Below are 20,592 nucleotides of genomic sequence, written 5' to 3'. Positions count from 1 at the left end.
GAAAAAAGTGGTGAGGCAACGATAAGATGACTGTCAAAGCGATTTTAATATAAAAATATCATATTCTTATAAATATTTCCATTCCGACGATAGACTCATCCCACTATCGAAAGTAACCACTTCATTTCACCATCAATGACTCTCCCGATTTGAACATCCTGAGTGACCAGCCTGATTCGTTTCAAGCTTGCGGCTCTATTCCTCTTGGCTAAGCCTTATGTTTATGTTTTTTAGGAGCTAAGGTATAGCTGAAGGAGACAACAAAGTCGATTGCCAGAACGATCGCCCATGTTTGCATGATGCCCTCCAGTGCCGCCGTACGCTGCGGATCACCTACATATACAATGATGGCGAGCAACAAAGCGTTGCCTATAGCCCAGCCCAACAGGTGAAGCAACCAACCTATACGCTCCTCTTTTGCATGAGCAGCACCATACTTGCGTTCAGGCTTGGGTCCTTTACCAAACCAATGAGAGAATCGTACATCGGCCCACTTAATTAACCTATGACCAAACGCTACGGTAATACCAAAATAACAGGCTGCCAGGCCAGTAGCAGTCGTAATCTCCATGCCACTTCTCACCGTGATGAACACCGCAATCAGCAACAGGATATCAATAATTGGGGTAAAGAGTAAAAGAAGGCCCCCTAATTTCTTCAACCCAAACATATACCTTGCGACTAACCCTGCAACAACAAAAACCCAAAATAAAACCTCAGCACTAATAATAAATAAATACATAATGGACGATTCCTTTCAAATTTGAAATTGGTATTTCCCTAAGTCCCCCCCTTCATGCCCACTATCATACAATATTATACATAATATTCCTAGTATTTTGTCTATAATTACATAAAAGGAAACAAATAGCCGTTTTTTTACAATAAAATTGCGGCTATTTAGTCCATTTCCTCTTATTCTCAAATTGGGCATTTTTCATAATATGCTACAAATAAAGGATTATGTTATGTGCAATAAAAAAAGATGCTCCCCTGTCATCAGCACGGGTGCATCTTTTATATAGATAAGCTATCCAATTACAATATGTCCTTCAGGACGACGGTACAACGTCTTGGTCGAACGTGGGCGAATGGCATAAGCGATCGTAAGAGGACCGATTCGACCAATAAACATCGTCACACAAATAATCAGCTTGCCTGCGTCAGACAATCCTGGCGTCACTCCTACAGACAGCCCTACCGTTCCGATGGCAGAAGCCGCCTCAAATGCAAGAGAGAGAAATGGGGCATCCTCGGTCATTAAGAGCAGTATAACCACAATCGAGAATATAAATAGCGCCATTACAATAATGGTCAACGCCCGCATCATGATATCCTGAGGAACCCTATGACGGAAAAACACAATCTCCTTCTGTCCTCGCATGACGGCAATTAACGCACCTACCATAAGCAGAAACGTAGTTGTTTTAATTCCTCCTCCAGTAGAGCCTGGAGAAGCACCGATAATCATCAGCAGCATAATAAAAAATTGACTGGCCTGCCTTAACCCGCTGATGTCGACCGTGCTTGTTCCCGATGATCTCGTGGAGACGGATTGGAAGACAGCGGCATATACTTTGCCTTCCCAGTTCAGTCCGCCCAAGGTTCGTGCATTGGTAAACTCAAAAATAAATATAACCAGCGCACCAATGACAATGAGCGCTCCCGACACGCTTAGCACCATTTTAGAGTGTAAAGTCAGTCTCCGGGTACGACGAAAATCGAACAAGTCGCTTAGTACAAGGAAACCCAATCCTCCCGAAATCACAAGCACAGATGCAATCATATTGAAAACAAAATCTCCAGCGTATTGTTGAAAGCTGGTCCCAAACAGATCGAATCCCCCGTTATTAAAGAGGGATACGGAATGAAAAATCCCATAATATATCGCCTGTCCGACCGGCATCTCTCGCATCCACCGCAAAGCTAAGACGACAGCCGCAATTGCTTCAATGGTAAAAGAAAAGATCAGCACCTTGCGAATAATGCGCACGATCCCTTCCATGCTATCGGCGTTAATCGCTTCCTTAAGCAGCAGCCGATCCTTCAACGATAGCCGTCGTCCCATCAACAGCGCAAACAAGGTCGCTAAGGTCATAAACCCTAGCCCACCTAGCTGCATCAGCACCAAAATGACGGTTTCTCCAAATACCGTATAGGTCGAATCGACGTCAACGACGACCAATCCTGTGACACAAGCAGCAGAGACGGACGTAAAAAGCGAATCAATCCAATGCGGAGCATGTCCACCATGATTGGCAATAGGAAGCATCAGCAGCAAAGTACCCAATGCAATAATCAATACATATCCGATGACCAATATAAAAGGAGGCGATGCGAACCGACTAAGCTTGACGCTGCGTTTCATCAGAACTATTCCTCTCCATCCGTTCTTATGAAAAAGAGGAACAAGACACGGGAACCCCGGCTGATCCTCTATATTCATAATGTGATGTTATTCTACTGTACGGTTACGCATATGCGGGAAAAGCAGCACATCGCGAATGGAAGGCGCATCTGTCAGCAACATAACCAAACGATCGATGCCGATGCCCAGCCCGCCTGTTGGCGGCATACCATATTCCAAGGCGCGGATAAAGTCATCATCCATTTGATGAGCTTCATCATTGCCATGCTCACGTTCCAGCAATTGCGATTCAAAACGTTGGCGCTGGTCAATTGGATCATTCAGCTCAGTGAACGCATTCGCATGCTCACGAGCGACCATGAACAGCTCGAAGCGATCCGTAAAACGCGGGTCCTGTTCATTTTTCTTCGCCAATGGCGAGATTTCAACCGGATGTCCAGTAATAAAGGTCGGCTGAATAAGCGTTTCCTCTACAAAATGCTCAAAGAATGCATTCAGGATATGACCAAATGTCATGTGCGGTTCAACCGGAACCTTATGCTCTTTCGCAAGGCGATGAGCTTCTTCATTACTCATTTGCACACTAAAGTCTACGCCTGTTACTTCTTTAACAGCATCGACCATGGAAACTCTGCGCCATTGCGGCGTCAGATCGACTTCCTGACCTTGATACTGAATGTGCTGTGTGCCCAGTACTTCCTGCGCAATATGTGCAATCATGTTTTCCGTCAATTGCATGATATCTTTATAATCAGCATATGCCTCATACAGCTCAATCAACGTAAACTCAGGGTTATGACGAGTCGATACACCTTCGTTACGGTATACACGTCCGATCTCATATACTTTCTCCATTCCGCCAACAATTAGTCGCTTCAAATGAAGTTCAATAGCAATACGCATATAAAGCTGCGTGTCCAATGCATTGTGGTGTGTAATAAATGGCTTCGCCGCCGCCCCGCCAGCAATGGCATGCAACGTTGGAGTTTCAACTTCCAAATAACCGAGCGAATCCAGATAACGACGCATGGATTGAATAATACGGGACCGCATAATGAACGTTTTTTGTACTTCTGGGTTCATAATCAGATCTACGTAACGCTGACGATAACGCAATTCAACATCCTTCAAACCATGATATTTCTCCGGCAATGGATACAAGGATTTGGACAAGACTTCAATATCCAATACTTTGATCGTCGTTTCGCCTGTCTTGGTTTTAAAGAGCACGCCCTTAACACCAACAATATCGCCGAGATCCAAAATACCAAATGCTTTATAATTCGCTTCAGGTACAGTGTCTTGACGAACATAGATTTGAATACGTCCGCTAAGATCCTGTATATGAGCAAAGCTGGCTTTCCCCATCACTCGTTTAGCCATAATGCGGCCTGCTATGCTAACTTCAATATTTTTTTCTTCCAATTCTTCCTTGGTCAAGCTGTCATACTTGCTCAGTAGTACGCCCGCTTCATCCGTGCGTATGTATTTGCGTCCAAAAGGATCAATGCCCAATGAGCGAAGCTCGTCCAATTTGGCACGACGAATTTGCAATAATTCACTTAATTCCTCGCGATTTTCCTGTAATTCCTGGTTAGTAGTTTCATCCGACATGGTGCTAAATCAGCTCCTTCAATATGAATAGACGGGCCGGGGTCCGTCTCGGGTGTAGAGAAAAAAAGCTTCCACAAGGAAGCTTTTACATTAAATTCCAAAGTCCGTGTTTTTATTTCTTGATATCCACGATTTTATATTGAATAACACCTGCTGGAACGGTTACATCTACAACAGTTCCTTTTTTCTTACCGAGAATAGCCTTGCCAACCGGGCTTTCATTGGAGATCTTGTTTTGGAGCGGGTCGGATTCGGCAGAACCTACGATAGCATACTCTGTAATATCCCCGAATTCCAAGTCTTCAACGGTTACAGTTGCCCCTACTCCCACAACATCGGTGTCAATTTCATCGCTATTGATAATACGGGCATTACGTAGCATCTTCTCTAAAGTAATTACACGGCCTTCAATAAAGGCCTGCTCATTCTTCGCATCCTCGTATTCGGAGTTTTCACTAATATCTCCGTATCCGATGGCTACCTTAATCCGTTCAGCCACTTCGCGGCGTTTGACAGACTTTAAGTTCTCAAGCTCATCTTCGAGCTTTCTAAGGCCTTCCTGTGTCAGAATGACTTCTTTATCGCTCATCTCAACCGATTCTCCTGTCATGGGAAAAGTTTAAAAGTGCATCGGAATGCACGCTTTCAAAACATAATATGCCACTCTGAGGGAATGAGAACATTTCCTGCTGTTGTCTTGAGAGCTGCATACAATTTGTAGTATACATCAAGATTTTATACTGAACGATTATAGGGCAAGCAATTGGAAAAGTCAATCGCATGCACAAGCCCGAACTGCTTCCTTATTGCGCAACAGTAACAGGAGAAGCAGCGCTTGTAGAAGACCCTTCGTTTTCCACCATGTGCAATTGAGATACAAATTGATTCAAAATACGTACCATATCGTCGCGCTTTGTTTCTTCCATAATTACATCCTTAATACGTGCAGAACCTTTAATCCCCTTGAGGTACCAAGCCAGATGCTTGCGCATTTCACGAACAGCTACTGCTTCGCCTTTCAGAGCCACCAGACGGTCCATATGCAGAATGGCAATACGGATTTTTTCTTCCGGTGATGGATCGGGCAACAGCTTACCCGTCTGCAAATACTCAATCGTACGGTACAGCATCCATGGATTCCCCAGAGCGCCGCGTCCAATCATAACGCCATCACAATTGGTCAAATCCAACATTCGGCGGGCATCTTCCGGAGTTAACACATCACCATTTCCAATGACAGGAATGGATACTGCTTCTTTAACTTCTTTTATAATATCCCAATTCGCATGCCCCGTATACAATTGCTCACGTGTACGGCCATGTACGCTGACGGCCTGACCTCCGGCACGTTCAACAGCACGAGCGTTCTCTACAGCGTAAATATGCTCGCTATCCCAACCGATACGCATTTTCACGGTAACCGGCTTGCTCACGGATTCCACTACCGCCGATACCATTTCATAAATCTTGTTTGGATCGAGCAGCCAACGAGCACCTGCATCACATTTGGTCACTTTGGGAACCGGGCAGCCCATATTGATGTCAATAATATCTGCATTCGTCTCCTGGTCTACGACTTTCGCTGCTTCCACCAAAGATTTGCGGTCGCCTCCGAAAATTTGCAAGCTAAGCGGCTTCTCGCGCTCATCTACAAACAGCATCTCGCGTGTACGCTTGTTGCCGTGAATGATGGCCTTATCACTAACCATCTCTGCACATACCAAGCCTGTACCGAATTCCTTGGCGATCAAGCGAAAAGCAGGGTTGCACACGCCTGCCATTGGTGCCAGGACGACTTGGTTTTTCATTTCAATGTCGCCGATTTTCAGCATATCCGTTCCCTCCTTTACTCCTTCTTTATATATCGTATACTTATCTTCATTCCGTCAATTCCCGGACTTCAATCTCTAGCGTTTGGGCAATGATGTTCAGCATGTCTGAGTCTACTGTACGATTACCTCGCTCCACAGCACCTAATACAGTCAAAGATATGCCCGTTCGTTCTGCCAACTCCTGCTGGGTAAATCCTTTTAGCTTCCGAAAGGCGCGGAGTCGTTGCGCCAGCTGCAAGTTTTCCAAAGCTGTATGCCGTCCTTTCCATCCACAGAATTCAATGCAGTATGCACGATACTGTACAGACCGGACGAATCTTGGTTCGGAACAATGTCAGCCAAGGGAACCAGCACAAAAGCACGCTCCAACATACGAGGGTGAGGAAGCTCCAAATCCGTCGTAGCCAGTTGTTCCGCTTCCATCCACAACAAGTCCAGATCAATGGTTCGTGGACCGTTAGGAATATGTCTTACCCTTCCCAGACGACTCTCCACGTCCAGCATATAAAACAAAAGCTCCTCTGGAGCAAGTGTTGTCGATACGGCTACCGTCATATTCAAAAAAGAAGGCTGATCCAGATATCCAACAGGCTCTGTTTCATACAGACTGGAGCAGCGCAACACTCGTATCGCCGGATGTTCGTCCAGTTCGGTAATGGCTTCATACAGGGTATGCTCACGCTCCCCCAAATTAGCCCCTAAAGCAATATAAGCCTCTGATGCCTCAGAGGTCGAATGTGCATTCATGTATCGTTCCTACTTTCTTGCGCGATAAAGCTCAACCGTCACACCCTGAAAATGAATATCAAACGGCGGATGCGGCTTCGTCACTTTGACAGTCAGTGCATTGACACTAGTATAAGTGTCCAGTAGGGAAGATGCAATACGTTCGCCTAAAGCTTCAATCAATTGGTAAGATTCCTTTTCTACGATATCTTTCACGGTATAATGCACCTCAGCATAATTAACCGTTTTGTCCAAAGCGTCCTGCTCCCCTGCTTCACGCAGATCAAGCTCCAGTTCCAAGTCAATATAGTAACGCTGTCCCAGCTTACGTTCCTCGGGAAAAACGCCGTGATATCCGTAATACTCCATGCGATGCAATTTCATTTTATCCATCTTAGGTAAGTCCCCCTGTTTTTTTGATTTTATCTATATAAGTTCCACATAAAGGATTCGTGAAGCGGGCTTTACCCACCATAACTCAGTGGATTTTTAGACCCGTACACCATCGCATCACACATACGTACAGTGCGCTTGATTTGTGCCACATCGTGTACACGCACAATCTGACACCCTTGGGCAATCCCAAAGGCCACGGTAGCCGCAGTTCCCTCCACTACATCATCCACTGGCAAATCCAGTGCTGTACGGATAAATTTTTTGCGCGACGTAGCCAACAACAGCGGAAATCCCAGCTGACTTAATGTATCAAGAGAAGTCATGGCATGAATATTTTCATCATAGTCTTTGGCAAAACCGATGCCTGGGTCTAAAATGATCTGCTCCTTACGGACCCCTGCTTTCAGTGCTAATTGGATACTTTCTTGTAAATCGGACAGCATATCAGAAACCAAATCGGTATAGTTACGGTCGTGACGATTATGCATCAAAATGACCGGACAATCGAATTCAGCTGCTACTCGTGCCATATCGGGGTCTGCCTTAAACCCCCACACATCATTAATGATGTGTGCGCCTGCTTCAAGCGCCTGTCTGGCTACTTCAGCTTTGTAAGTATCCACAGACAATGGGATATGCGGTGCAATACGATGGATTGCCTGGACGACCGGAATGACCCTAGCCAGTTCCTCTTCCACACCTACTGGTTCATGACCCGGACGGGTAGATTCCCCACCAATATCAATGATATTCGCTCCATCCTCCACTAGCTTCAGTGCATGTAAAACAGCAATCTCTGGATTATAATGTAAACCTCCATCCGAAAAAGAATCCGGGGTCACATTAAGTATGCCCATAATCTGGGTGGAATGTCCGAGTGTAAGCTTGGCATCCCCCATTTGATAGCTGCGTTCATAAAGAGTTGGTATATTCACTTCATCCCTGCTTTCTGCCTATAATCATGCAACAGCAAAGCTGTTATGGACTCGGTCTGCGCCAAGGGCACCGATAAATGACTTGCCACGCCTCCCGGCTCCAACAATAAATCCACGGGTCGTATTTCTTGTATAGAGTTGGTCATAAAAATTTCATCAGCCTGTTTCAGCTCATCCCAGTGGTATAACCCTTGCTCATATGGAATGCCCCGCAGGTTCGCCAACTCCAAAATGAACTCACGTGTAATGCCTGGCAGAATTCCTGTAGACAAGTCAGGGGTATACAGCGTATTATTCCGCACAAAAAACAGATTGCTAACTATTCCCTCTGCCAGAAAACCATTGGCCGTAAGCATTATTCCTTCAGCCTTATAATGGACAGCCTCGGCATACTGCTGAAGTTCCCGCTTCGCAAGAATATTATTCATATAATGGAGCGATTTTAATCGAACCTCACCCTCCGGAGTATTTCTGGGGGTTCGTAGCAACTGAAGCGCCGAAGGCGCTGAGGACTGCTCGGTTTGTGTATTTGTAGAGGGCAGCGGCTTGGCGAACAAAATATGGTTGGGCTGCGTGTAGTCACCAGATGGCAAGCCCAGTGCCTCTTCACCGGCTGATACGGTGTAGCGGATATAGGCTTCATCCAGCCCATTTGCCACCATCAGATGCTGGATGTGTTTCGTAAGCTGCTCCTTATCCGGTTGAAAAGGAATGCCGAGCATTCGGCAGCCTTCCTCCAGTCGACGTAGATGCCGATCCAGCAGGAAGGGAACCCCGTTATAGGTGCGGAATGTCTCAAACAAGCCCATTCCGTATAAAAAGCCGTGATCACTTACGTGAATCACGGCTTTTGCGGCTTCCGTGAGGACGCCATTGACTCCGATATATCTCATAAATCAGACGCCTACCTTGCGTTTTAGGAAATTGCGCAACAGTTGATGCCCGTAGTCCGTAATAATGGATTCGGGATGGAACTGGACTCCTTCTACGGCAAATTCTTTATGCCGCAAACCCATAATTTCACCCTCTGCGGTTTCAGCGGTAATCTCTAGACATTCAGGCAGGCTCTCGCGCTCTACAAGCAATGAATGATACCGGGTGGCTGTAAATGGAGAAGGCAGGCCTTCAAATACTGAGGTATTGTGATGGAGAATCGGTGACGTTTTGCCGTGCATGAGACGATCAGCCCGGATAACCTTACCGCCAAAAGCCTGTCCGATGGCCTGGTGACCGAGACACACGCCAAAAATTGGAATCCGGCCTTTAAAATGGCTGATTACATCCAGCGATATTCCCGCTTCATTCGGCGTGCATGGACCCGGCGAGATCAAAATGTGATCTGGTGCCAGCTCTTCTATGCCTTTCACATCAATCTCATCATTCCGTTTTACGGTTACTTCTTCGCCAAGTTCACCCAGATATTGAACAAGATTGTACGTAAATGAATCATAATTATCAATCACCAAAATCATTAGACTCACCCTCCTGTGATACCGCTCCTGCTCAAAGCGGCTTCTTCTTCCCCACATTGTACCGCCTTCATGACAGCTCTGGCCTTGTTCCGACACTCCCGATATTCTCTGTACGGGTCTGAATCAATGACGATACCCGCACCTGTCTGTAAATAGGCAGTATTGCCCTGAACAGCTAATGTTCTTATTATAATATTTAATTCCATATTACCATTATAGTCAATCCATCCAAGGGACCCCGTATAAGGACCCCGACGGACGGGCTCTAATTCTTCAATAATTTCCATCGTGCGCACCTTAGGAGCCCCGGTAATGGTTCCACCTGGAAAGGTAGCAGCAATTACGTCTATAGCTGTACGACCCGAGGCTAACTTCCCCTCAACCTGAGAAACCAGATGCATAACGTGCGAATAATATTCGACAGTCAGCAATTCAGGAACATGCACCGATCCATATTCAGCAATCCGTCCGATATCGTTACGCTCCAGATCGACGAGCATAATATGCTCGGCTCGTTCTTTTTCACTTGATAGAAGCTCTGCGGCCATAGCAGCATCTTCATCCGGTGTTAGTCCCCTTCTTCTCGTACCTGCAATAGGTCGAGCACTCACACGTCCATCTTCCAGCTTCACCAGCAATTCCGGTGAGCCACTGACGATCCGCAAATCTGGCATGCGCAGCATCCCCATATAAGGGGAAGGATTCAGCAGACGAAGCCATTCATATATATTCTCAGGAAGGGCTGCAAGCGTACGTTGCTGACGAATCGACAAGTTCACCTGAAATACATCTCCTTGAGCAATGTATTCCTGCACACGTTTCACAGCATGTTCAAAATCTTGTTGACTGAATGCCGTTTTCCAGCCTTCAGATTCCTGATGAACAGCCTCTAATCCTTTTTCGGACAGCCGAGCACAACGAAGAGGGTAAGCTGGATCAGTCTCTCCCGCATGTATAATGTTCTTCCACTGAGTCAACATGCGTTCTGTACGTTGGACCGCTTCCGCATAATGCTTGCCAAGTATCAATGCGGTCTCATTCAACATAACCTCATTTGCCAAATCAGTCTGACTACTGAATTCACCGAAGCGGACAGGGTTAGGCATATGAACAGCACAGTATAGGCATGATGTTTCATGATCATAAATCCATAGCTCATCCACCCGCATCCACACATAATCAGGTATATCGGTATCGTCTGCAGCTTGAGTTGGCAAACGCTCTAACGAGCGAGCTACATCGTAGCCCAGGTAGCCTGCAAATCCCCCAGAGAAAAAAGGCATGCCAGGTACACGTGGCGCACGGTAAGGGGCGATCCAATCGTTCATGACTGTCAAAGGTTGTCCATGTATAGCACCATGCTCCCCGCTTTGCAAATCAGTCCAAACTGCTTGTTCCCCCTTGCCTTCCAATATAGCAACCGGATTCAAGGCCAGATACGTATATCTTCCACCTTTAGCGCTCTCCAGCAAGAAAGCATATGGCGCCGAATCCTCCCAAGCCCTCTGCCACGATGGAGGCAATCCGCCTCCGGGCAATGGGTACTCAGCAATATAGGGAAGCATACTCCAGCCCTCCTTCTGCCAGGTTTGCCACTGCGCCTCCGTCACTCTAGCTGTCCATTTCATCTGTGTGCGCTACCCCTTCCATTACTTTGCCAAAAGTCTGCATTCTTCTCGTTACAAAGAAACCCTCATCCCCCGGTTACAGGGGAAATGAGGGTTTCCTTACGTATAGTATACACAATTACGACATAATTACAGCTCGAAATTGTATAGTGGTGTACTCAGGTAACGTTCGCCATTACTTGGAATAATGACAACAATCCGCTTACCCTTGCCCAATTGCTTAGCAAGCTTCAAGGCCGCGTGAACAGCCGCGCCAGAAGAAATACCGGACAAAATGCCCTCTTCCTTGGCCACTCTACGCGCTACCTCGAAAGCTTCATCGTTTTCTACATGAAAAATTTCGTCATAGATATCGCGGTTTAGAATTTCGGGAATAAAGTTGGCACCCAGCCCTTGAATTTTGTGAGGTCCTGGCTTGCCGCCTGCTAACAATGGGGAAGAAGCGGGCTCTACAGCGACGATTTTAATATCAGGGAATTCTTTTTTAAGCACTTCTCCAGCACCGGAAATAGTTCCACCAGTCCCTATACCTGCTATAAAAGCGTCCAGAGTGCCGCCAATGGAACGAATCGCTTCTACGATCTCAGGACCCGTCGTTTCACGGTGAATTTTGATATTAGCTTTGTTCTTGAACTGCTCGGCAGCGAAATAATCCGGGTTTTCGCTCAATAGCTCTTCCATTTTCTTAACAGATCCGTTCATACCCTCTGAGCCAGGTGTTAACACAAGCTCGGCTCCATAAGCACGCAACAAATTACGACGCTCTATACTCATCGTTTCTGGCATAACAATTACTGCTTTATACCCCTTCGCAGCAGCAACCATAGCCAAGCCGATTCCTGTATTACCGCTAGTTGCTTCAATAATGGTACCACCCGGCTTAAGCAGGCCTTCACGCTCAGCTTCTTCAACCATACTAATCGCAATACGATCTTTTACACTGGAGCCTGGGTTCTGATATTCCAGTTTCAAATAAATTTCGGCGCTATCTTCCGGTACGATCCGGTTGAGGCGAACGAGGGGAGTCTCCCCGATAAGGTCGGTGATGTTATTAACAACTTTAGCCATGATAATTCCTCCCTGACTGTAGATGATATATTAAAAATTGCGAAAACATATTGTAGATGATTCTAGGTAAATCATTCTTCGTGTTATGCCGTTCATTTAATTTCCGATAAAAATAGTTGGTTTTATACGCTAATCATAACAATCTTCAATTCCATTGTCAATACGAGTAAATAAGCTACAATGCTGTTCGCCCACGTTATTCGCACCGTGCTTCCTTCAAATCTAGATTCTTTTACGACGCTATAGAGAAGCGGAAGGTACCTCTTTCCCAGATAAAATACGAGCTCCATATTTATCACGCAGACTCTTCTCGACCTCATCCAAAGGAGCGGCTTGTGCAAGCGCAAGCGACCGGCGAATTTGCTGACGAATCTGCCGCTTATCCGAAGAACTCTTTAGCCTGACATCCTGTACATAAATGACCGCATAGCCATCGTTAATGGAGATGGGACCTGCAACGTCCCCGGAGCTTAGTTCTCTTGCCGCCTTCATGATCGCCTCCGGTTGATATGGGTCATATTCATCCACCCATCCCAGCTGTCCGCTATGATCCTCGCCGAGAAGATTACCTGAGCCTGAATGTTCCCGAAGCAGCGTGTCGAAGCTTTCTCCTTGCTTAACCCGATCCAGCAACACCTCTGCTTCCTCTGCTTTGGCCACATAAAGAGCTGCCAGTTTGATCTGCTTACCAACGGCAAATTCCTCAGGGTGCTGTTCCCAATACTCGTCAATCTCCGTTTCCTCAACCTGAATACCTTGCGTGGCTATTTTCTCCAAGCCAATTCGGTACTCCGCTTCATTCCGCAAGTCAACCGGATCTAGGCCAAATTGTCGCTGCATTTCCTCAAAGTAGGCGTGTTCTGAGTCGTACCCTTTGCTATCCTGCTCCAGCACCTGCTGTAAATCCTCTTGGGTGATCTTGATACCGAGACGCTTGGTTTCAGCCTGCACGGCTTTACGATTCAACATTTGCAACAGCGTATTCGTTCCATATCGCTTTTTCAGTTCCGCTACCCACTGTTCCTCCGATATGCCTTCCTGACCCATCTCCGCCACAGTATGATCGCCGTCATCCTTGCTTACATCACCCGGCTTTAACAGCCCCCGAAGCATGATAAGACCACCCAAGGCGGCGACGCTAACGGTCAGAATAATGACAGCTGTCCATAATCCCTTTTCCCGTGTAGTCATCGCTTACACCGCCTATCCGGTTAGGCCTTGGCTTGATCTAACAGATTTTGCAATTCATCCTTATTAAACTGATAAGCCTCATTACAAAAGTGACACACGACCTCAGCCTGTCCTTCTTCCTCAATCAATTGCTTCAATTCACTTTCTCCCAGACTGATCAATGTTTTCTCTACGCGCTCGCGTGAGCACTCACATTGAAAATGGATATCCATTTCATCAAGGATTCGAACGTCCGGCAGCATCCAACGCAGCATTTCGTCAAGCTCTAGCCCTTGATCCAACAGAGCGGTAACGGGTGGAATGGAGCCGACTGCATTTTCGATAGCAGTAATCTCATCATCATTCAAACCTGGAAGCAATTGAATAATAAACCCGCCGGCCACTATAACGGAGTTATCCGTATCTACCAGCACACCCAAACCCACCGCTGACGGAGTCTGTTCGGATTTGGCAAAATAATAGGTAAAGTCTTCACCAAGTTCACCTGAAATAATCGGGATACTACCGCGATACGGCTCTTTTAATCCCAAATCCTTGATGATATGAATAAATCCCTCTGTACCTACTGCACCCGCTACATCCAGTTTGCCCATACTATTGCTTGGCAAATGCACATGGGGCTCAGTAACATACCCTCGCACTTCCCCTACAGCATTGGCATCCACGACGATTTGACCAATCGGCCCATCACCTTTGACTTGAATGGTCAGTCTTTCTTTGCCTTTGAGCATGGAACCCATAATTGCACCTGCTGTGAGAGTTCGTCCCAAAGCAGCAGTTGCTGTAGGATAAGTATCATGTCTTCTCCGCAATTCTTCTACCAATTGAGTTGTCCGAACCGCAAAGGCTCTAACCCTTCCATCCATGGCTGTACCGCGAATAAGTCGATCCTGCTTATTTTCCATATTGATATCCTCCCCTATTATCCAAGGCAGCCATGCTGCTTATTTTCGTTAGTATTTCCTCATCCTTGAAACATCATTTCCCACTATATAAACAACCTGCCTTAACAGATCACCGAATTGTTCAAAAACGTAACATATTTCAGTATAGACGAAAAACGCCGCTAATCCAAACCGATAAGATCATCGGCTTGACTCAGCGGCAGCTTATATCCACTTTTTATTCGGCGTTACGTTGGTAAATGATGCGTAATCCTTCGAGCGTCAACATCGGCAACACTTTCTGAATGCTCTCTGTCTCTGATGCGATTAGCTCTGCAAGACCTCCGGTAGCAATAACCGTGGGTTCTGCCTGCATTTCTTCCTTAATGCGCCTCACAATGCCATCCACTTGCCCAGCGTAACCGAAAATAATCCCGGCTTGCATGGCATGGACCGTATTCCGACCAATAACCTTTTTGGGTTTCTCCAACTCGATACGAGGGAGCTTGGAAGCCCGTTGATACAGTGCCTCTGTCGAAATGCCGATACCCGGCACAATGACTCCACCCAGATAGTTTCCCTTATCGTCAATACAATCAAACGTCGTCGCCGTTCCAAAATCCACCACAACGAGAGGCCCGCCGAACCGTTCTACAGCCGCAACAGCGTTCACGATCCGATCCGCACCTACTTCACGCGGATTCTCGTAACGCAGGTTAAGACCGGTCTTGATTCCCGGTCCGACGATTAACGGCGTTTTGCCTATATATTTATCGCACATTTCCTCTAATACACGGACCAACGGCGGAACGACAGAGGAAATAATAACTCCCTGAATGTCATCCTTTAATACGCCGCCCATACTAAAAAGATTATGTATGAGTACGCCGTATTCATCCGCGGTTGCCTGTCTGGAGGTGCTGATCCGGTAGTGGTGCAACAGCTCGCGCCCTTCATACATCCCCAGAACAATATTGGTATTACCTACATCCACTACAAGAATCAATCGGTGTCACCTATCTTTCTTAGCGTTAAGGTCAAGGCTGATATCCAGGTTATGAAAAGAGTATGTCAGCCTGCCTACAGAAATCACATCTACGCCGCTCTCAGCCATCTCACGCACTGTATCCAGCGATACATTGCCTGAGGCTTCTGTTTTGACGTGTGGGGCCTGTTCACGAATGAAGCGAACGGCTTCCTTCATATCTGGGACGGACATGTTATCCAGCATAATAATATCCGCCCCAGCCTCCAGAGCTTCCCGGACTTGCGTCATGTTTTCCGTCTCTACTTCGATCGTCATTGTATGCGGTATATGCGCGCGCGCTCGGCTGACCGCCTGTGCAATCCCACCCGCACCCTTAATATGATTATCCTTAATCATAACCGCATCGTACAGACCAAAGCGATGATTCGAGCCGCCACCTACACGCACAGCATACTTCTCTAACAGTCGATGTCCTGGCGTTGTTTTACGTGTGTCCACCAAGCGCGTGGAAAGTCCATGCAGTTGATCTATAAAAGTCCGCGTCCGCGTTGCAATACCGGACATCCGCTGAAGTAAATTTAATGCCAATCGCTCCCCGGTCAAAATCGCATGAGTACTCCCATTCACTTCTGCCAAAACGCTCCCCTTTTCAATCCATTGGCCATCGGTCACCAACGGAGTGAACGACAAGGAAGGGTCCACTACTCGAAATACAAGTTCAGCCACAGGTAAACCCGCAATCACGCCGCTCTCTTTGGCATGAATGACAGCCTTGGATTGGTGACCCGGCTCAATCGTCCAACGTGTGGTCACATCGCCAGAACCTGTATCTTCTCGCAGCCAGCTGCGAATTTGTGCCGTCAGTTCTTCCTGATATCCGCTAAACTCTCCATAAAGCTCGCTGTTAGATGTCATGAACGCTCTCCTCCGTTATGCCTTGCTCACGTCGCTGCTGAACATGCTTTCGCCACATGCGATCATCTGTCTCAGGGAAGTCCTCACGATAGTGTGCCCCCCGGCTCTCCTCACGCAGTAGCGCACCATCTGCTACTAATAAAGCACAGGTGAGCAAATTGGCGAATTCGATCTCTTCCCGGCTGGTGATCACAGCCTGAAAAACAGGCACTAGCCCGTGCAGCTCTTCTAAAGCTGCTTGCAGCCCTTCACTATGCCGACGAACTCCAGCATAATGAACCATCGTTTCTTGCAGCTTATGTCGCTGTCCCACGACGGATGAAGCCTGGAACTCTGCACGGTTATCACTGTAAGATATCAAAGTATGGCCGACCAGCGGTGGCAATGAATGCAGCCGCTCGATAATCCTACTGGCGAACACAATAGCTTCAGATAGCGAATTGCTCGCCAGACGATTAGCACCGTGAACACCTGTGGAAGAAGTCTCTCCACAAGCGAACAAACGCCTAACGGAGCTTTCCCCGTATAGATTAGTCTGGATACCACCCATCATATAATGGGCAGCAGGAGCAATGGGAATCCAGCCTGTCGTCATATCCAACCCATATGACAGACATGTCCGATAAATCGTTGGAAAACGTTGCTTTACCCGCTCAGGCGGCTCGTGTGTAATATCCAGGTATACAAACGTAGACTGAGTGCGTTCCATCTCATGGATGATCGCACGAGCTACGATATCTCTGGGTGCAAGCTCCTGCCGGGAATCGTACTTGTCCATGAAGCGTTCTCCATGAATGTTGCGTAACACGGCCCCTTCTCCCCGTACGGCTTCGGAAATTAGAAACCTTGGAGCGCCCGGATGGCACAACGCCGTAGGATGAAACTGTACGAATTCCATATCCCGTACAACTGCCCCCGCACGATAAGCCATAGCAATACCGTCCCCAGTTGCGATATCCGGGTTAGTCGTGTAACGGTATAATTGCCCGCTACCTCCTGAGCACAAAATGGTTGCATTGGCAGTGATATACGACCTTTCTCCATCTGGCATTTGAACGAGGGCCCCAATACACTCACCATGCTCAGTCAGCAGGTCAATGACCATGCACTCTTCCCACACCTCAATACTGGGATGGGCGACAACCTGCTGTGACAAGGCACGCACGATTTCATAACCGGTGGCATCTCCATTTGCATGCAAAATGCGACGATGACTATGCGCCCCCTCTCGGGTTAGCGCTAGTTCACCATCCACACGGTCAAAGGCTGTCCCCAATCGTATTAACTCTTTAATACCTTCTGGGCCTTCATGAACAAGCGTTCTGACCGCCTCGGGTTCACACAGACCTGCACCAGCAATCAGAGTGTCATGCATATGATAAGCCGGTGTATCCTCGTCCGATGTGACAGCAGCAATGCCGCCTTGAGCATAACGTGTGTTGCTTTCCATTAAAGTTTTCTTGGTAATCAGCAACACTTTCCGATTCTCCGCAGCCTTAATCGCTGTATATAAGCCCGCAATGCCGGAGCCGATGATTAAGACGTCGGCTTCGTATTGGGTCAATTCCGCTACATCAAAATCAACTAGATATCTTGGAATCATGCCTTTCACCTGATTTCACAGAAGAATAGCGCACACCATAGATCGTACAGTATGCGCTCACGGATATGTTCAAAATGATAGTAAGTCGATTGCAGCGGCTGTTGGCCTTTTAAGCTAGGAAGGCGACAGCCGTTTATTTAACAATAAATGTACACAACGTTCCTGTGTCTGTCAAATCACGTCAGCAATAATCTTCCACATTTAAAAAAGCTTCGGGAAACCAATAGGATCTGGTTCCCCGAAGCTTACATATATGCTTATTCAACTATCCATCAGATGATCAGGTTGTTGTCGGTGGAGTACCGCCGGAATTGCCTGAATTGTTATCATCCTCTGGTTTTTGCAGATTAGGGATATCGTTCGGTTGATCTGTTGTATTCTTAGGCTCGTCATCCTTACCTTGAATACGTACACGAACATCACCGATGTTGTCGATCACAGGCTCACCGTTTTCCGGTGTTCCTTCTCCCTCATTCGTATTGCCGTTCAAAGAACCTGTCTCGATCAAACGTTTGATTTGTTCAAGCTCCAGGGTTTCTTCTTCCAACAAGGTTTGAGCGATCAAATGAACCTCTTTCGAATACTTCGTCAAGAGTTCTCTAGCACGCTCATAGGAGTCAGTGATGAAGCGATTCATCTCCTGGTCAATCTCATAAGCAATCTGATCACTGTAGTTTTGCTCATGACCGATATCACGTCCAAGGAATACTTGACCTTGGGAAGTTCCGAACTGCATCGGGCCGAGCTTCTCACTCATACCGTATTCCACGATCATGCTACGCGCAATGCCTGTCGCTTGTTGGAAGTCACTATAAGCCCCTGTTCCGATCTCACCAATAAACAGCTCCTCGGAAACACGTCCACCCAACAATCCAGTGATTTTGTCCAGCAATTCCTGCTTGGTTGTCAGCATGCGGTCTTCCTTCGGAAGCATGATGACATATCCGCCTGCACGTCCACGTGGAATAATAGTTACCTTGTGAACCATATCGGCATTCTCCAGGAAGTAACCGATAATCGTATGCCCTGCTTCATGATAAGCAACAATCCGTTTCTCGCGGTCACTGATTACGCGGCTGCGTTTTTCAGTACCTACGATCACGCGGTCGATAGCTTCATCTACTTCTCGCATCGAAATATCTCTACGGTTGCGACGAGCGGCCAGCAAGGCAGCTTCGTTCAACAAGTTTTCCAGATCAGCGCCCGTAAAGCCTGTTGTACGTTTCGCAATGACGTCCAATTTAACATCCTTCGTTAATGGTTTGTTGCGTGCATGTACATGCAATACTGCTTCGCGACCTTTAACATCTGGACGGTCAACCGTAATTTGACGGTCAAAACGTCCCGGACGAAGCAAGGCTGGATCAAGAATATCCGGACGGTTAGTAGCAGCAACGATGATAATGCCTTCGTTTGCCCCAAATCCATCCATCTCTACGAGCAATTGGTTGAGCGTTTGCTCACGTTCATCATGTCCGCCACCCAATCCGGCACCACGTTGACGTCCAACGGCATCAATTTCATCAATAAAAATGATACAAGGTGCGTTCTTCTTCGCATTCTCGAACAAGTCACGAACACGGGAAGCACCGACCCCGACGAACATTTCTACAAAATCAGAACCTGAGATACTGAAAAACGGCACTCCGGCCTCGCCTGCAACAGCTCTCGCCAAGAGTGTTTTACCCGTACCTGGAGGGCCCACTAACAGAACACCTTTTGGAATACGAGCGCCCACGGCTGCGAACTTACGTGGGTCCTTCAAGAATTCTACGACTTCGACAAGCTCCTGCTTCTCTTCGTCAGCCCCTGCTACGTCTTCGAAGGTAACTTTCTTCTTCTCTTCGTTATACAGACGGGCTTTGCTCTTGCCGAAGTTCATTACTTTGCCGCCACCGCCCTGTGCCTGATTAAACAGGAAGAAGAACAACAGGAACATGATCACCAAAGGAATGATAGAAGTCAAAAATGTCAGCCAAATGCTTTCGCCTTCCATTTTCTTCTGTACGTATTCAAACCCGTTCGTTTCGCTGGCATTCACCAGTTCACTTAGTGCTTGATCCGTTGGCGGAACGTATACGGAAAAATTGGTTGATTTAGCATTAGCCGGCTGCTTCTTATATGCACCGGTTACAAGATAGGCGTAACCGTCAAATTGGACCGTTACTTTAGAGATGTTATTAGCTTTAACCTCTTGCCGTAATTGGTCATATCTAGGGAGATCGGAGGCTTCGTTACTGTTGCTAACAAACTGAACGATACCCACCACAACTAAAAAAAGAATCAAATAAAAACCAGAATTCCGGATGAACCGATTCATCCCCTACCTCCTCTCGAGACACTTAAGTTATTTTACCATAGCCTGTAAGCCCTTCTCAACAAAGGACCCTATTTAGTCCTAGGACTGGAGGCTGAGATTAGCTGGTGTAGATTTCCGGCTTTAAAATCCCTATGTATGGGAGGTTCCGGTAGTGCTCGGCATAGTCCAGACCATAGCCGACAACAAACGCATCCGGAAGTGTAAATCCGGTGTAATCAGCTTCAAGATTAACTGTCCGGCGTGCAGGCTTGTCGAACAAAGTTACGACACATACCGAATTGGCATTACGATTTTTAAGCAATTCAATCAAATGTGTCAGTGTCAGACCACTATCGATAATATCTTCGACAATCAGAACATCGCGTCCTTCTACGGAAGCGTCCAAATCTTTGATGATTTTAACGACACCTGATGATTTGGTGGATACTCCATAACTAGATACAGCCATGAAATCAAGTTCCAACGGCACTGTAATGGATTTAACCAAATCGGCCATAAAGATAAACGCACCCTTCAGCACGCAAATCACCAATGGGTTTTTCCCTTCATATTTCACGCTAAGCTGTGCGCCTAATTCCTTGATTTTACTCTGAATTTCTTCTTCACTGATCAATACTTCCTGAATATCATTTTGCAACGGTGTAAACCTCCT

The 20,592-nt window shown here is 46.9% G+C and carries 20 protein-coding genes; all 20 read right to left on the bottom strand.

Features of this window, described 5'->3' with window-relative positions:
- Nucleotides 1–208 precede the first annotated feature (208 nt).
- The 20 genes from HFD99_RS21780 to hpt all read right to left on the bottom strand — a co-directional run bounded on the left by HFD99_RS21780 (nucleotide 209) and on the right by hpt (nucleotide 20,577).
- Nucleotides 209–742, bottom strand: coding sequence for a hypothetical protein (locus HFD99_RS21780; protein WP_016818892.1), 534 nt, complete (start codon nucleotides 740–742; stop codon nucleotides 209–211).
- A 288-nt stretch (nucleotides 743–1,030) separates the two neighbouring features.
- Nucleotides 1,031–2,368 (bottom strand): TrkH family potassium uptake protein, encoded by a 1,338-nt coding sequence (locus HFD99_RS21775; RefSeq protein WP_017427044.1) that lies wholly within the window; start codon nucleotides 2,366–2,368, stop codon nucleotides 1,031–1,033.
- 87 nt (nucleotides 2,369–2,455) lie between these two features.
- Complete coding sequence (lysS, locus tag HFD99_RS21770) at nucleotides 2,456–3,982, bottom strand: lysine--tRNA ligase (RefSeq protein WP_016818894.1); 1,527 nt, start codon at nucleotides 3,980–3,982, stop codon at nucleotides 2,456–2,458.
- A 112-nt stretch (nucleotides 3,983–4,094) separates the two neighbouring features.
- The gene (gene greA / locus HFD99_RS21765; RefSeq protein ID WP_013308160.1) at nucleotides 4,095–4,571 is read right to left on the bottom strand and encodes a transcription elongation factor GreA; all 477 of its coding nucleotides are present in this window, start codon (nucleotides 4,569–4,571) and stop codon (nucleotides 4,095–4,097) included.
- A 214-nt stretch (nucleotides 4,572–4,785) separates the two neighbouring features.
- Nucleotides 4,786–5,814 (bottom strand): tRNA dihydrouridine synthase DusB, encoded by a 1,029-nt coding sequence (gene dusB, locus HFD99_RS21760; RefSeq protein WP_019685747.1) that lies wholly within the window; start codon nucleotides 5,812–5,814, stop codon nucleotides 4,786–4,788.
- A 46-nt stretch (nucleotides 5,815–5,860) separates the two neighbouring features.
- Complete coding sequence (locus HFD99_RS21755; protein ID WP_031462560.1) at nucleotides 5,861–6,061, bottom strand: helix-turn-helix domain-containing protein; 201 nt, start codon at nucleotides 6,059–6,061, stop codon at nucleotides 5,861–5,863.
- Nucleotides 6,013–6,561 (bottom strand): 2-amino-4-hydroxy-6-hydroxymethyldihydropteridine diphosphokinase, encoded by a 549-nt coding sequence (gene folK / locus HFD99_RS21750; protein ID WP_031462559.1) that lies wholly within the window; start codon nucleotides 6,559–6,561, stop codon nucleotides 6,013–6,015. The genes HFD99_RS21755 and folK overlap by 49 nt, the downstream gene beginning before the upstream one ends.
- A gap of 9 nt (nucleotides 6,562–6,570) precedes the next feature.
- Nucleotides 6,571–6,933, bottom strand: coding sequence for a dihydroneopterin aldolase (folB, locus tag HFD99_RS21745; protein ID WP_013368705.1), 363 nt, complete (start codon nucleotides 6,931–6,933; stop codon nucleotides 6,571–6,573).
- A 71-nt stretch (nucleotides 6,934–7,004) separates the two neighbouring features.
- Nucleotides 7,005–7,871 carry a dihydropteroate synthase gene (gene folP, locus HFD99_RS21740; protein ID WP_090891352.1) on the bottom strand — a complete coding sequence of 289 codons (867 nt, stop codon included), beginning with the start codon at nucleotides 7,869–7,871 and terminating at the stop codon, nucleotides 7,005–7,007.
- Nucleotides 7,868–8,764 (bottom strand): aminotransferase class IV, encoded by an 897-nt coding sequence (locus HFD99_RS21735; RefSeq protein ID WP_123796612.1) that lies wholly within the window; start codon nucleotides 8,762–8,764, stop codon nucleotides 7,868–7,870. Before HFD99_RS21735 ends, folP begins: the two co-directional genes overlap by 4 nt.
- Nucleotides 8,765–8,767: 3 nt before the next feature.
- Complete coding sequence (gene pabA, locus HFD99_RS21730) at nucleotides 8,768–9,343, bottom strand: aminodeoxychorismate/anthranilate synthase component II (RefSeq protein WP_016818899.1); 576 nt, start codon at nucleotides 9,341–9,343, stop codon at nucleotides 8,768–8,770.
- 5 nt (nucleotides 9,344–9,348) lie between these two features.
- Nucleotides 9,349–10,971: an anthranilate synthase component I family protein gene (locus tag HFD99_RS21725; protein WP_123796611.1), complete on the bottom strand. Its 1,623-nt coding sequence runs from the start codon at nucleotides 10,969–10,971 to the stop codon at nucleotides 9,349–9,351.
- Nucleotides 10,972–11,100: 129 nt separating this feature from the next.
- Complete coding sequence (gene cysK / locus HFD99_RS21720; protein WP_016818901.1) at nucleotides 11,101–12,039, bottom strand: cysteine synthase A; 939 nt, start codon at nucleotides 12,037–12,039, stop codon at nucleotides 11,101–11,103.
- Nucleotides 12,040–12,279: 240 nt separating this feature from the next.
- A complete protein-coding gene (locus HFD99_RS21715; protein ID WP_017427050.1) occupies nucleotides 12,280–13,230 on the bottom strand; it encodes a peptidyl-prolyl cis-trans isomerase in 951 nt (316 codons plus the stop codon).
- 20 nt (nucleotides 13,231–13,250) lie between these two features.
- Nucleotides 13,251–14,135, bottom strand: a complete 885-nt coding sequence (hslO, locus tag HFD99_RS21710) for an Hsp33 family molecular chaperone HslO (protein ID WP_016818903.1) — start codon at nucleotides 14,133–14,135, stop codon at nucleotides 13,251–13,253.
- A gap of 217 nt (nucleotides 14,136–14,352) precedes the next feature.
- The gene (locus HFD99_RS21705) at nucleotides 14,353–15,120 is read right to left on the bottom strand and encodes a type III pantothenate kinase (RefSeq protein WP_013308148.1); all 768 of its coding nucleotides are present in this window, start codon (nucleotides 15,118–15,120) and stop codon (nucleotides 14,353–14,355) included.
- Nucleotides 15,121–15,126: 6 nt separating this feature from the next.
- Nucleotides 15,127–16,017: a carboxylating nicotinate-nucleotide diphosphorylase gene (gene nadC / locus HFD99_RS21700; RefSeq protein WP_016818905.1), complete on the bottom strand. Its 891-nt coding sequence runs from the start codon at nucleotides 16,015–16,017 to the stop codon at nucleotides 15,127–15,129.
- Nucleotides 16,007–17,620: an L-aspartate oxidase gene (gene nadB, locus HFD99_RS21695; RefSeq protein ID WP_123796610.1), complete on the bottom strand. Its 1,614-nt coding sequence runs from the start codon at nucleotides 17,618–17,620 to the stop codon at nucleotides 16,007–16,009. Before nadB ends, nadC begins: the two co-directional genes overlap by 11 nt.
- Nucleotides 17,621–17,900: 280 nt before the next feature.
- Entirely contained in the window at nucleotides 17,901–19,940 is a 2,040-nt protein-coding gene (gene ftsH, locus HFD99_RS21690; RefSeq protein WP_017427052.1) for an ATP-dependent zinc metalloprotease FtsH, read from the bottom strand.
- A gap of 97 nt (nucleotides 19,941–20,037) precedes the next feature.
- Complete coding sequence (hpt, locus tag HFD99_RS21685) at nucleotides 20,038–20,577, bottom strand: hypoxanthine phosphoribosyltransferase (RefSeq protein WP_013368693.1); 540 nt, start codon at nucleotides 20,575–20,577, stop codon at nucleotides 20,038–20,040.
- Nucleotides 20,578–20,592 lie beyond the last annotated feature (15 nt).

Origin of the sequence: Paenibacillus sp. EKM301P, from assembly GCF_011800295.1 — a bacterium.
GTDB lineage: Bacteria > Bacillota > Bacilli > Paenibacillales > Paenibacillaceae > Paenibacillus > Paenibacillus polymyxa.
This window is presented reverse-complemented; position numbering and strand designations above follow the sequence as displayed.